The following is a 13998-nucleotide window of genomic DNA, read 5'->3' as shown; positions in this document are numbered from 1 at the left end:
ATGTCATTTTTTCTGGATCAACCTATATTGCTGATTGCAGTGCTGCTCATATCCGGAGTCATGATGACCCGGTTTGCCTCCGGCCTCGGAGTTCCGTCCCTCGTACTGTTCATTATTATCGGTCTTCTGTTAAACCAGATAATCTATTATGATAATGCACAACTTACCCAGACCATTGGTATGGCCGCTTTGGTAGTCATACTTTTCGAGGGCGGTCTGCAGACGAATATATCAAGAATCAGGAAAGTTGCCGTACCCGCATTGCTTCTGGCAACGATTGGCGTGCTGCTTACCAGTTTCATCCTGGGTATATTCGCATACTTTATATTGGATCTGGATTTAATGACTGCTTTTCTGCTCGGTGCAATAGTCGGTTCAACCGATGCAGCTGCAGTATTCGCTGCTTTTGGCAGTAAAAGCATTAAAGAAAAATTGTCTTCTACCCTGGAAACTGAGTCCGGAACCAACGATCCCATGGCCGTCTTCCTGACAGTCACCATCATTTCCATCATCGAAATGCCCGGCGGCACAAATGTCCTGTCTCTGATCCTCACATTTTTCTGGCAGATGGGCGCCGGACTGGCTGCCGGTATCCTCATTGGTAAGATTGGCATATCTGCCATCAATAAAATCAGTCTTGAAGCTTCCGGCCTTTATCCTGTATTGTCTCTCGGCTTCGCAATGTTTGCATTCGGAATCACAGAATTCGCAGAAGCCAGCGGCCTGCTCGCCGTCTATGTCATGGCCGTCTTCATGGGCAACCGGTCTCTGACTTACAAATATTCCATACTGCGTTTCAATGAAGGACTTGCATGGACAATGCAGATCGTCATGTTTATAATGCTCGGACTTCTAGCTTTTCCGGAAGAATTTTTCAATTATGCCTTTGAAGGCATTTTAATGGCACTGATATTGATGTTCATCGCAAGACCGATCGGTGTATTCCTTACACTCGTTTTCAGCAGATTCAACTTTAGAGAGAAATTGTTTCTCTCATGGGCTGGCCTCCGGGGATCAGTGCCGATCGTATTGGCCACCTATCCACTTGTCGATGAGATTGAGCATGGTTATATGATTTTTAATATCGTCTTCTTCATCGTAATATTTTCCGCTTTGCTGCAGGGCAGTACCATTACACCTGTCGCAAAGTGGCTGGGCTTTGAAAAAGATGAATGTGAGAGTCCCTCACATTCTACAGAGCTGCTCACTCTCGGGCAAACAAAAAATGATATATACGGAATCGAATTGCCAAAGAATTATGCATATGAAGATGTGAAAATCAGAGATTTGGACCTGTCTGAAAATATACAGATAATCGCCGTGCTGCGTGAAAATGTTCTTATCACACCGGACGGTGACACTCGAATGCATTCTGATGACTTCATTTATGTAATGATGCCCCGCAGGCTGCGCAAAGAGGCAGAAGAATATTTCGGCAGATCCAAAAAATCAGGAATGGGTAAATAGCATGTTTAAGAAGTCTTTAACAGATAATCAAAAAGCAGGAGTTGAATATAATGAAATTTTTCCTGATCCTATCATTTGTATCACTGGCTTTCACTGCCTGCTTTGGCATCTCCGGAGATCCGGCAGATGAAAGAACGCCGGAGGAATCAACAGAAGAAGATACAGAGGAAGTCCGCACCGAAGAAAAACAGGCTCCGCCTGAAATCAATCCAATCGATGTAACCCGTCCTGCTTTCATATCAAATTTTTTCAATGGAAGCTACGAGTACAGGACGGTCACCGTCCATTCAAGCTACGCATACATGGTGGACACTCTGGGGGAGCCGGCCGGGAAAGGCAGTAGCATTGACGGCACATATTATCATTATGATCACATCGGATTCAACTTTCCGTCTTCTGTTGAAAATGTGGAAAACCTGAGTGAACTTAAAGCGGACGGCATCATCATATTCCCTGAGAATTTTTACAAAAATGATGCTGTGGAAAACTTTGGCTGGCCAACATCAGATGAAACTTCCGATTTCCGTATGATCTACGATAGTGATAACGACAATGGTTATTATGTCATGATGAATTATACACAGGAAGACCGGATTTCAGAAATCATCATCCAGTTTAAAGATCTGTCAGAAACAGAGTTTTATACGGACGAAGGCGCTGATTAATTTAAAACAGGTACATCCAGATTTTTGGATGTACCTGTTTTTCCTATTGACGTTCCCCATTAAGTTCAAGATGGGTTATCACTTCTGCATTCAATGAGTTGATGGCAGAACAATATTTATCGGCTGACAAATCGACTGCTCTTTGTGCGACCTTTGCTTTCACATCTCCCCTGATCTTCACTGTCAGATCCACCTTCTTGAAGCTTTTGGGTTCAGTGTCTCTTCTGTCGCCCTCGATATCTATCTCAATGGACTCAATCTTATCCATCTCGCGGCGCATGATGACACAAAGGTCGATTCCCATGCATCCAGCCACGCCATGGAGAACCATTTCCATCGGTCTCGGGCCGCTGTCATTACCGCCCACTTCACCCGAAGCGTCCATCGTAACGTCATATCCCGAGCTTTCTCCAACCGAATTGAAAGCCATGCCGCCCTGCCATTTTGTCTTCACTTTCATACTTACTGACACCCTTTCCAACTATACTCATACTAATTATAAATCAAAACGCCTGTAGTTTGAAATTCATTCATCTTATGCAAAGGCAGTTACGGCATCCACAAGACTGTAGACACCCAGGAATGAAACGACAGCCGCCACTGCCCAGCCGACGATATTAAGCCATAAAGGATTTACATGTCTGCCCATGAAGTTTTTCTTATTGATGACAACCATGATGAGTATGGCAATGATGGGCAGGATCAGACCGTTGAGAGCCTGTGCAAACAGCAGCACTTCAAGCGGTTCAAAGCCAAGCGCTGATGTTACGATACCCAGACCGATGACGAGGCTGAATACGATTTTATATTTGGTACCGTTGACACCGCCCTCCCATCTCATGAAACTGCTTACTGTCACTGCTGCACCCATCGGAGAGGCGATTGCTGAGGATAAGCCGGCTGCAAACAGGCCGATACTGATGAAGAATGGCGCCCAGTCTCCCATCAGCGGTTCGAGTGGCGCCGCCAGTTCAACGATGCTTGTCACTTCACGCCCCTGGATCAAAGCACCGGCAGTGATAAGTATTGCAGCGGTAATGATGCCCCCGACGGTAATCGTGATGATCGTATCCCAGCGGGATTCCCTCAGCCCTTCTGCACTGTCCCATTTTTCACTTACTGTAGAAGCATGGATGAAGAAATTATACGGCACCACCGTAGTACCGATCAAAGCGACGATCATTAAAATGGATCCGTTTGGAATACCCGGAATGAAGGCCCCTTTCAATATCTCCACGATACCCGGACCGGAAACGAACATTGTTGTTATAAAAGTGAAACTCATCAGCACAATCAGAACAAGCATCACTTTTTCTATGATTTTATAACTGCCGCTGAGCCCAAGCATCAGAATGACTATACCGACTATCGGTGCCACATAATTTTCAGGCACGCCAAATAAATAAGAGACACCGAGCGAAGTGCCGAGCAGGTCACCGCTGATATACGCTGCACAGCCTACGCAGACTGCAATCATGACAATCCAGACTGCCGCGAATTTAAGTATGACATTATCAAACAGATCACGTATGTTTTCACCCAGTCCCTGCTTTGTTACAATACCGATTCTTGCAACCATCTCCTGGAGTACAATCGTCGCAATGATTGAGAAAATAATTGCCCAGAGTAATGCGAAACCAAAACCGGCTCCGGCACGTGTTGCTGTGGTCACAGTCCCCGGTCCGATGAAAGAGGCTGTAACAATCGCCCCCGGACCAAAAATCTTCAGTTTTTCCTTGATTTTAGCAAACATATTTTCTACACCCCTAATGTTTAAAAAAGGAAGGGTTCCCCCTTCCTTCACTTATTTATGATGTCCGCCGTGAATATGTCCGGCCAGGACATATAATACTGCCGTGGATACAAAGTGCGCAGAATTTTGGTTGGCATCCTGCTGCGGGTATACTTCGACGAAATCCATACCGCAAAGCCCTCTTTTCGCAAATTCATAAATCATCGTCACCAATTCATACGAAGTGAGGCCGTTCCCGTCTACCGGTCCTCCCGGATTGAATGCGAAATCAAGAACATCGCTGCAAATTGTCAGGTAGACGACATCCACATCTTTTGATGCCATGTCATAGATTTCATTTGCGTAAGCTTTTAAATCCTTCGCTTCTTTAATATCATTGATTGTCAGAGTAACTGCACCGTTCTCCTGCGCATATTTACCGGTTTCAGGTTTGTTTCTTGGTCCTTTTATGCCTGTATGGATCAGACTTTCATTCCTCACCCCTTCAGTTTCATAGAGACGCATGAACGGCGTACTGCGTGCAAATTTATCCCCCTCATGATGCGGCATGTTGTCATAGTGCGAATCGAGATGTATGATCCCCACTTTTTTGCCTGTATTCGTCAGCGCTTTGACTACCGGATAGGTAATCCCGTGATCTCCGCCAAGACCGACAAGGAATTTCCCGGACTTCCACAAATCTTCCGTGAATGTCTCAATGCGTTCCATTGTCCCTGGTACATCATGAGGTATAACACTCACGTCCCCCACATCACCAATGGACATATGGTCTTCCACATTGATGTGATCCAGTTCCGGCAGATAAGTGCTGTATCTGGCAGAAGAAATCCTGATCTGTTTAGGACCAAGTTCACTGCCTGTATAATCTCCCCAGGTGCATGCCCCTTCCCACGGCACGCCGTAAACAAGCGCGTCTGTATCATAGTCACTCGCACCCGTTAAGTTTTTCCCGCCAAGCATCGGGGGTGTATTACCATAGATATTTGAATTCATCGATGATTCCTCCATGTTATTAATATTCAGACAATATGATATTCATTTATCCTAAATAAGGAAGTTTCAAACAAGTATTGACCATATAATTAATTGCCCTTATAATAAATATATTACATAAGCATTCTATTATATAGATTGGGGTTTAAAAATTGGAAATAGTTAAAATGAACATCTCAGATACTGCAGAAATTTTTAAGGTTCTCGGTGATACGACAAGACTTTCTATGATCGCCATGATGAATAAAAAGGAATGCTGCGTCTGTGACTTTACCGAATGCTTCGGAATGAGCCAGCCTGCAGTGAGCCAGCATTTGAAGAAACTGCGAAATCTGGGACTTGTTAAAGCGAGAAAGGACGGATACTGGACTTATCTGTCGCTCGATAAAGAAAGTAAGTACTATGATATGATTCCTGCCCTCATTTCAGCCATACCGGAAATTGATGCACAAGTAGACCAGCTGCTTTCTGCATGTGAAGGAGAGTCCTGTTGTTAATGGAAAGTTCCACTGCCGTAATTGCCATAATTATATTTCTTGCCACTTTGTTTCTCGTAATCAGACAGCCAAAAGGCCTGGGTATCGGATGGTCAGCCTGTGCGGGTGCCCTCATCGCGCTGATTTTCGGTGTCGTCAGTTTTGGAGATGTGGCGACCGTCTGGGGAATCGTATGGAATGCAACGCTTACTTTCGTCGCGGTCATCCTCATTTCACTCGTATTGGATGAAATCGGGTTCTTCGAATGGTCCGCGTTACATATGGCCCGGATTGCCCGCGGGAATGGATTGAAGCTGTTTGTCTATATCATTCTCCTCGGTGCTGTTGTTGCTGCACTCTTTGCCAACGATGGTGCGGCACTGATTCTGACGCCAATCGTTCTTGCGATGGTCAGGAATCTGAATTTCACAGAAAAAATGGTCATGCCCTTCATCATGGCCAGCGGATTCATCGCTGATACTGCGTCGCTGCCGTTTATCGTAAGCAACCTGGTCAATATCGTTTCCGCAGATTTCTTCGGAATCGGATTTATAGAATATGCTTCAAGGATGATTGTTCCCAACCTGTTCTCCATCCTTGCAAGCATCATCGTCCTCTATATCTTCTTCAGAAAAGATCTGCCGGCTGACTACGACGTTAAAGAACTTAGAGCGCCGCGCGAGGCGATCCGTGATCTTAAGATGTTCAATTGGTCCTGGGTTGTACTGGCGTTCCTGCTTATCGGATATTTCCTCAGTGAACCGCTTGAAATACCGGTATCGATCATCGCGGGCATCATTGCCCTGTTCTTTATCATCATGGCCAGAAACAGCGACGCTGTACCCATCCGCCAGGTGATAAAAGGCGCACCATGGGATATCGTATTCTTCTCACTCGGTATGTATGTAGTTGTATACGGCCTTCAAAATGCCGGTCTGACAAACATTTTAGGAAACTTCATCGGATTTGCAGCCGACCAGGGGTTATTCATCGGAACGATGGTGATGGGCTTTACTGCCGCAATATTATCTTCTGTGATGAACAATATGCCGACAGTCATGATCGATGCCCTTGCCATTGCGGAGTCCGGCGCAACCGGACTGGTCAAAGAAGGACTGATCTACGCCAACGTGATCGGTTCGGATCTGGGTCCGAAAATCACACCGATCGGTTCCCTCGCCACACTGCTCTGGCTGCATGTACTTAAGAAAAAAGGCGTCCATATCTCTTGGGGATATTATTTCAAAATAGGAATCATACTCACAATACCGGTCCTGTTCATTACATTATTCGGATTGTTTGCATGGCTCCTCATCATTTCATAACTAAAGGAGACTCAATATGTCAAAACCAATTATTTATTTTCTATGCACAGGAAACTCCTGCAGAAGCCAGATCGCCGAAGGTTTCGGCCATAAATATCTGGGCGGGAGCTACGACGTTTATTCCGCTGGGATTGAAGCACACGGTATGAACCCCAGGGCCGTATCAGTCATGGATGAAGCCGGTGTGGATATTACCGGCCAGTCATCGAACATCATCGACAAAGACCTCCTGGATAAATCGGATTATGTCATCACGCTCTGCGGAGACGCCGATGAGAACTGTCCTGTGACGCCTCCTCATGTCACCCGGATGCACTGGGGATTTGACGACCCTGCCAAAGCGACCGGTACGGACGCGGAAGTGTATGCCGCATTCCAGGATGTCAGAGACGCTGTCGAAGAAAGAATTCTTGAATTTAAAGAGAACGGAAAATGAATCTCCATCCCCCTTCTGAAATCGAAGGGGGATTTTTATGAAAAATCGAGTCTTTATCTTTGATGTTTACCTGACTTTCCGTAACAATAAAATTAACATTAAAGGAGGAATTTTTGATGTCTACATTATTTGAACCTTACAGGATTAAGAATCTGGAACTTCGCAACAGGGTGGTTATGGCACCAATGTGCCAGTACAGTGCTGAAGATGGAATCCCCAATGAATGGCATTTCACACATTATACTTCACGGGCTGTCGGCGGTACTGGTCTCATCATGGTTGAAATGACGAATGTCGAAGAACGGGGAAGAATTACAGACCATTGTCTGGGCATCTGGTCCGACGGTCATGTTCCTCACTATAAACGGGTAGTAGACGCCTGCCACAGGCAGGGCGCAAAAATCGGCATCCAGCTTGGTCATGCAGGCAGGAAAGCCCAGGATACAGAAGAACCTGTATCCAGTTCTCCAATCGCCTTCAGTGATGAATTCAAAACACCGCACGAACTGACTGCCGGGGAAGTCGACGAAATGGTGGATGCATACAAATGGGGGGCTGTACGGGCTGTCGAGGCGGGATTTGATACGATTGAAATCCATGGTGCCCATGGTTATCTGATTCATCAGTTCCAGTCCCCTCTTACGAATAAAAGAGATGATGAATACGGACAGGACCTCGGTCTGTTTGGAAGCAGGGTCATCGAAGCGGTCAAATCCGTCATGCCTGAAGACATGCCGCTGATCATAAGGGTTTCTGCTGTTGAGTTTGCTGAAGGCGGCTATGATCTGGAGCATGGCATTGAGCTTGCCAAACGCTACAAAGAAGCCGGAGCCGACGTGATTGATGTCTCAGCCGGCGGAGAAGGCACGCCGTCCAAAGATCGTTTTCCGGGTGCCTACCCCGGCTACATGGTGCCTTATGCAAGAAGCATAAAAGAAGAGGCAGATATCCCAGTCATTGCAGTGGGTCTGCTTGAAGACGTGAACGTCGCCGAGCATATCATTGCATCCGAAGATGCCGATCTTGCAGCAATCGGCCGCGGGCTGCTTCGCGATCCTTACTGGGTGATGAATGCAAACCGCAAACAGAATCCTGCGGACAGATCCTTCATCCCCGAACAGTATGAAAGAGGGTTCAGAAAGATTTAAAGGGGTGTTTTTTTGAAATACACATTGGATGACTCCCATCTCTACTATGACAATGTCCAAAGACATCGATCCTGTGCTGCAAATTGATGACGGAGATACTGTGCGTATCCATACGGTCGATTGTTTTGAAAATCAGATCACCTCTCCTGATATGGATTTTGATACTGTGGACTGGAGCCGGCAGAATCCTGCAACAGGACCGATCTTCGTCAACGGTGTAGCTGCCGGGGATGTTCTTAAAGTCACGATCGGAAAAATCGAGCTCGAAGACAGAGGGCTTGCAACGGTCGGGCCCTCGGGCGGTGTTATGAAAGATTATATTGAAGAGCGTTTTATAAAAATGTTTGATGTGGATACAGCGCTTAATACAACGGGGTTCAATGGGTTGGAAATACGGCTCAATCCTATGATCGGCGTCATCGGCAATGCACCATATGATGCGCCGGTGCCAAACAGTACCCCCGGAGCCCACGGCGGGAATATGGACTGCAAAAAGATAACAGAGGGCACAGTGCTCTATCTGCCCGTTTTCCATGACGGAGCACTATTCGGCCTGGGGGATGTACATGCCAGGATGGGGGACGGCGAAGTTGGCATCAGCGGTCTGGAAATCGGTGCAGCAGTTACAGTCAAGCTGGAAAAGGCTGCCAGTATCAATACGAACCATCCCGTGCTGATTGATGAGGAAGGCATCAATATGATGGTTTCACATGAAAGTCTGGACGAAGCGGTAGATGAATCCGTCAGACAGATGATCAAACTGCTCAAACCCCATACTGATCTGCCGCTGCCTGAAATCGCAATGTTGATGAGCCTTGTGGGAGAAGCTCAGATCAACCAGGTAGTCGATCCATTGAAAACGGCACGCTTTTTCATTCCATATTATCTTTTGGATCACTATTCGATTGATTACGGTCAGGAGTTGAAATCATGAAAATCGTACTTGCTCCGGATTCCTATAAAGGGACGTTGAATCAAAAAGATGTTGCGGATATTATGGCCAGAGTTCTCAAAGAAAACGGCCATGCCGGCATCCCCAAACCAATGAGCGATGGCGGGGACGGACTGCTCCATTGCTTTGGCAATGAAGGCTACGAAAAGATTGATTTGAATGTCACCGGGCCCGAGGGTCACACTGTGCCGGCTGTTTATTACATGAGTGAAGATACTGCTGTCATCGAAACAGCAGAGGCATGCGGGCTGCACCTGTTGACAGGTTCCGGACCAATCAGCCGGACATCATACGGAGTCGGCGAACTCATCCTGCATGCAGTGGACCGCGGCGCCCGGCATATCATCCTCGGCTTGGGTGGTTCGGCAACCAATGATGGCGGCTTCGGCATGTTCATGGGACTCGGCGGCATGGCCAAAGATACTTTTGGACAGCCTGTCTCAGTAATGAACGAAGATATCGCAAATATCGAAGAAATACTCACAGACAGTCTTTTCAATCTGGATGATGTGTTTATGACGATTGCTTCAGATGTCACCAACCCACTATTCGGGCCTGACGGCGCCATCTCTGTATTTGGACCGCAAAAGGGGATTGAACCAGGACAGGTTGAAACGTTTGAAGACCTGCTGATCCATCTGCACCATAAAACCACACAGGTTTTCGGAAAAGATTACAGCAAGGTCCCCGGTGCAGGTGCGGCCGGAGGGCTCGGATGGATGCTTATGAACTTAGGTGCAGCCATGGAAAAAGGCGGAACACTGGTTGCTGACATGATTGGACTTGAAGAAGCAATCAAAAACGCTGACCTGGTCGTTACAGGAGAGGGTAAAAGCGATTTCCAGACAATGGACGGAAAAGCTCCTTCAATCGTTGCTGAAATTGCAGACAGGCATGGAAAACCCGTGTATCTGATATCCGGTCAGATTACCGAAAATCTTTCCGGCCACTTTGCTGGAACCTATGCGTTGGCTGATGATTATACTGATGTTGAAGCAGTCATGGAAAATACCGAGGAGTATTTGGCAGAATTGATCAGAAAAGTATTCAAGCAGTAAACTGAGAACAGGTTGAGAGACCTGTTCTTTTTATTATGTGACCATTGTCTGCATCAACGAAAGCATAAGAAAACCGGGACTGCACGTCCCGGCACGCCATCAATCGTCAAAGCTGAAATCATCCGGATCCTTCCCGAGCCTGTTATTCGTATCCAGTGTGTCGAGCTGATTCATATCCTCTGCTGTAAGTTCAAAATCGAAGATATCGATATTCTGTTGGATCCTCTCAGGCGTCACGGATTTCGGGATGGTGGATACACCTGTCTGGAGATCCCATCTCAAAACGATCTGTGCAGGTGTTTTTCCGTACTTTTTAACGAGTTCCTGAATGACCGGCTCATCGAAAAATACGCCGCGTTTGAGTGGCGCCCATGCCTCCATCTGAATATCATGTTCATCACAGAAGATCTTCATTTCTTTTTGGGCCAGCTGCGGATGATATTCCAATTGGTCCACCATGGGTTTGACAGTTGCGATCCGGAAGACCTCTTCCAGGTGCTGACTGTGGAAGTTGCTCACTCCGATTGCTCTTACCTTTCCATCCTCATAAAGTTTTTCGAGCGCCCTCCACGCATCTGTATATTTTCCTTCAATCGGCCAGTGGATCAGATAAAGATCGAGATAATCCATCTGCAGTTTTTCAAGACTTGTTTCAAACGCTCTCAATGTCTCTTCGTATCCAAGATCATCATTCCATACTTTTGTTGTAATGAAAAGTTCTTCACGTGAAACATTCGTTTCTTTCAATGCATCGCCCAGTGCCTTTTCATTATCATAGAAAGCGGCTGTGTCAAAATGACGGTAGCCCGAATCAAGTGCTGCATCGATTGTTTCTTTCATCTGTTCTTCCGGAATTTTATATACACCAAATCCGATTACCGGCATCTTTACACCGTTATTCAGAGTATAGGTGTCCTGCTTTGAAATTTTCATGCGCACATCCTCCTGGTATATTTTATTTCAAAATAAATGAAGGGGAAATCGACCGCCTTCATTTAACTGTATTTTAACATCAATATAATAATATTTTAATTTTATTTAATCATAAATACCGTGTATGGTCTGTTAAAATATATTATAGATACTTACTGGGAAAATATAAGCAGAAAAAGAATGGATGGTTTTAAAATGAATACAATAAATGTTTTGGTCACTGGAATCGGAGGACCCATTGCACAGGGGATTATCCAGGGGCTGAGGGAACGCCGGGATGTCAGTATAATTGGTACGGACAGACGGAAAGTCACTTCCGGCCATCATTTCTGTGACCAGACATACCAGGTGCCGCGCTATACAGATATAGAAGCCTATACTGATACTGTATATAAAATATCGGAAAAGGAAAAAATCGACATCATTTTCCCTTCCCTTCATGAGGAAGTATTCATATTCCATGAAAGCCGCGACGAATTCAAACCGATCATTGCACTCCCTGTCAGTGATGATTTCCCTGCTCTGATGCATAAGGAGTCTGTTTATGAAAAACTTGAAGCTTGCGGACTCGGAGAGTTTATTCCGACATATAAAGGTTTCGATACAGCCCAGGATCTTCGACAGATCAAGTCACAGATTTTCAATGATGACTCCCACTTCGTCGTTAAAACGGTAAACAGTTATGCATCTCTTGGTTTTGCCATTTTGACAGACAAGGATAATTATATAAATGCATTGAAAACAGGTAAAAGGAATGTGTTGGATTTTGAAGATTACTGCCTGACGATTGATGCCCGCGAACGCAAACTCGCCATGACTTATTTTAACGGCACAGAATACAGTGTCGACGTATATCTTCACGACGGTAAAGTGATAGTTGCTGTGCCGCGGGAACGGACGGGTGTATCCAATAATATTGTACTAGACGGAAAAGTCGTTCATAATGAAGCTTTAATCAAAGCTTCTACGAAAATTACGGAAGCACTCGTCAATGACGGATTCATCAATATCCAGTTCATGGAATCAGCTGAAGGCTATAAATTGACAGATATCAACCCGCGGTTCTGCGGCAGCCAGGTGATGAGTCTGGGCGCAAAAGTCAATTTCCCCTCACTGTTCCTTGAATATTGTTTACTGGGGAATCACATCAAAGTCAATCCTGTATGGAATACGAGGATGCTGAGATTCAGGGACCAGATTTTCGTATACGAAGAATAAATAAGAGGGTTAAGATGAAAAAAGCAGTCATACTATTGATGGTACTGACCATCATTTCCAAAGTTTCAGGTTTCTTAAGAGATTTGACACTTGCCTATTTCTACGGCGCTTCTGAAGTCAGTGATGTCTTTCTGCTGGCAATCAGCATACCAACTGTCGTATTCGGAGTCATCGCGGCCGGAATTTCAACCGGCTATATCCCCCTGTACTCCCGGATTGAAAACCGTTTGGGAGAAAGAGAGGGGATAAAATACACAAATAATCTGATCAGTATACTGATGGTGATCTGTACCGGAATTGTCATTCTGGTGCTGATTTTCACAGAGTATCTCGTTAAAATATTTGCTGTCGGTTTCGAAGGGGAAACACTGACCCTTGCCGTCCTGTTCACCCGCTTCAGCATATTCGGCATATATTTCACCATAGTCATACGAATCCTCAGTGCCTACCTGAACTACAGGCAGGTATTCGCAGTGCCGTCACTCATCGGCATACCGATGAATGCAGTACTGATTGCAGCGATCATTATAAGCAGTAAGACCGAATGGATATATGTACTGGCTGCGGCAAATATTCTGGCACTGTTCGTCCAGTTTCTGATCATCGTGTTTTTTTCATACCGGCATTCTTTTCGTTTCCAGCCGGTATTCAATCCAAAAGACAGGCACATCAAGGAAATGGCAGTGCTCGCCCTGCCAGTCATACTGGGGTCGGGCGTATCCCAGATCAACCGTCTGGTCGACCGTTCACTGGCGTCCTGGATTTCCATCGGCGGGATATCATCCATCAATTACGCCAATACGCTGAACACTTCCTTCATAGGAATTTTCGTCTCTTCTTTTGTAACCGTCTTTTATCCGGACATATCGAAGAAAGCAGCCAAAGGTGATATTGAAGGGCTTAAACATACTATGAATCAGACAATTACAGGCGTATTGCTGCTGATCGTCCCTGCCACAATCGGTTCCATGGTTTTTGCTGAACCGATTGTACGCTTTCTGTTCGACCGGGGTGCTTTCGATGAAAAAGCTGTCCAGCTCACTACAGCCGCATTTTTCTTCTACTCCATAGGAATGGTGGGAGCCGGCATCAACCTGATACTGACACGTACATTCTATTCCCTTCAGGATACAAAGACACCGATGGTCAACAGTGCGATTGCGGTAGCTGTCAATATTCTCCTGAATTTCATGCTGGCGCCCGTTCTCGGCATCGGCGGACTGGCCCTTGCCACAAGCATCGCCACCCTGCTTACAGTGATGCTCCTGTTTAAAGGGCTGCAGAGGAAACTCGGCAGGCTGCACCTGAAAAGACTTGTGCCTTCTGTCATCAAAATTACAGGGGCCGCTGGGGTATCATCGTTCGCAGCATGGCTGATGTTCAATGTAGCCGGAACCGGTGCGGAAGATAAAACAACACTGGTCTTTGCTCTCCCCCTGATGGTCCTTCTGTATTTCGGACTCATCTACACGATGAAAGTGGAAGGTGCCGACCAATTCGCAAATTCTGTTCTGACACGCTTCAGAAAAAAAAATAAATAAAAACAGGGCCGCCCATTTCCAATTGAGATGGAT

The 13998-nt window shown here is 45.9% G+C and carries 14 protein-coding genes; 10 read left to right on the top strand and 4 right to left on the bottom strand.

The features are described 5' to 3' along the window. Together BM271_RS06275 and BM271_RS06270 are read left to right on the top strand one after the other, a co-directional pair. Positions 1 to 1467 (top strand): potassium/proton antiporter, encoded by a 1467-nt coding sequence (locus BM271_RS06275; protein ID WP_046790993.1) that lies wholly within the window; start codon positions 1 to 3, stop codon positions 1465 to 1467. A gap of 50 nt (positions 1468 to 1517) precedes the next feature. Then, the gene (locus BM271_RS06270) at positions 1518 to 2132 is read left to right on the top strand and encodes a hypothetical protein (protein ID WP_046790994.1); all 615 of its coding nucleotides are present in this window, start codon (positions 1518 to 1520) and stop codon (positions 2130 to 2132) included. A 43-nt stretch (positions 2133 to 2175) separates the two neighbouring features. Here BM271_RS06270 and BM271_RS06265 read toward each other — a convergent pair whose 3' ends face one another. From BM271_RS06265 to BM271_RS06255, 3 genes are all read right to left on the bottom strand, one after another. Next, positions 2176 to 2592, bottom strand: a complete 417-nt coding sequence (locus BM271_RS06265; protein ID WP_046790995.1) for an OsmC family protein — start codon at positions 2590 to 2592, stop codon at positions 2176 to 2178. 75 nt (positions 2593 to 2667) lie between these two features. Then, on the bottom strand, positions 2668 to 3885 hold the full coding sequence (locus BM271_RS06260; RefSeq protein WP_046790996.1) for an Nramp family divalent metal transporter: 1218 nt from the start codon (positions 3883 to 3885) through the stop codon (positions 2668 to 2670). A gap of 51 nt (positions 3886 to 3936) precedes the next feature. Then, a complete protein-coding gene (locus tag BM271_RS06255; RefSeq protein WP_046790997.1) occupies positions 3937 to 4878 on the bottom strand; it encodes an agmatinase family protein in 942 nt (313 codons plus the stop codon). Positions 4879 to 5030: 152 nt separating this feature from the next. Between BM271_RS06255 and BM271_RS06250 the strand changes: the two genes are divergently transcribed. The 6 genes from BM271_RS06250 (at position 5031) to BM271_RS06225 (ending at position 10273) form a co-directional block, all read left to right on the top strand. Beyond that, positions 5031 to 5375, top strand: coding sequence for an ArsR/SmtB family transcription factor (locus tag BM271_RS06250; protein WP_052749904.1), 345 nt, complete (start codon positions 5031 to 5033; stop codon positions 5373 to 5375). After that, positions 5375 to 6679: an arsenic transporter gene (locus tag BM271_RS06245; protein WP_046790998.1), complete on the top strand. Its 1305-nt coding sequence runs from the start codon at positions 5375 to 5377 to the stop codon at positions 6677 to 6679. The genes BM271_RS06250 and BM271_RS06245 overlap by 1 nt, the downstream gene beginning before the upstream one ends. Positions 6680 to 6695: 16 nt before the next feature. After that, positions 6696 to 7115: an arsenate reductase (thioredoxin) gene (gene arsC, locus BM271_RS06240; RefSeq protein WP_046790999.1), complete on the top strand. Its 420-nt coding sequence runs from the start codon at positions 6696 to 6698 to the stop codon at positions 7113 to 7115. A gap of 116 nt (positions 7116 to 7231) precedes the next feature. Further along, positions 7232 to 8263 (top strand): NADH:flavin oxidoreductase/NADH oxidase, encoded by a 1032-nt coding sequence (locus tag BM271_RS06235; protein ID WP_046791000.1) that lies wholly within the window; start codon positions 7232 to 7234, stop codon positions 8261 to 8263. 46 nt (positions 8264 to 8309) lie between these two features. After that, positions 8310 to 9197 carry an acetamidase/formamidase family protein gene (locus tag BM271_RS06230; protein WP_234960463.1) on the top strand — a complete coding sequence of 296 codons (888 nt, stop codon included), beginning with the start codon at positions 8310 to 8312 and terminating at the stop codon, positions 9195 to 9197. Then, entirely contained in the window at positions 9194 to 10273 is a 1080-nt protein-coding gene (locus BM271_RS06225; RefSeq protein WP_046791001.1) for a glycerate kinase, read from the top strand. Before BM271_RS06230 ends, BM271_RS06225 begins: the two co-directional genes overlap by 4 nt. 99 nt (positions 10274 to 10372) lie before the next feature. Here the strand turns inward: BM271_RS06225 and BM271_RS06220 are convergent, their stop codons facing one another. Continuing rightward, entirely contained in the window at positions 10373 to 11206 is an 834-nt protein-coding gene (locus tag BM271_RS06220; RefSeq protein WP_046791002.1) for an aldo/keto reductase, read from the bottom strand. A gap of 195 nt (positions 11207 to 11401) precedes the next feature. Here BM271_RS06220 and BM271_RS06215 point away from each other — a divergent pair, with 195 nt between their 5' ends. Together BM271_RS06215 and murJ are read left to right on the top strand one after the other, a co-directional pair. After that, positions 11402 to 12424, top strand: coding sequence for an ATP-grasp domain-containing protein (locus tag BM271_RS06215; protein ID WP_046791003.1), 1023 nt, complete (start codon positions 11402 to 11404; stop codon positions 12422 to 12424). 14 nt (positions 12425 to 12438) lie between these two features. After that, positions 12439 to 13965, top strand: coding sequence for a murein biosynthesis integral membrane protein MurJ (gene murJ / locus BM271_RS06210; RefSeq protein WP_046791004.1), 1527 nt, complete (start codon positions 12439 to 12441; stop codon positions 13963 to 13965). Positions 13966 to 13998 lie beyond the last annotated feature (33 nt).

The organism is Salinicoccus halodurans, assembly GCF_900114445.1.
GTDB classification, from domain to species: domain Bacteria; phylum Bacillota; class Bacilli; order Staphylococcales; family Salinicoccaceae; genus Salinicoccus; species Salinicoccus halodurans.
The sequence above is the reverse complement of the archived record's forward strand: the minus strand, read 5'-3'. Positions and strand labels throughout refer to the sequence as shown.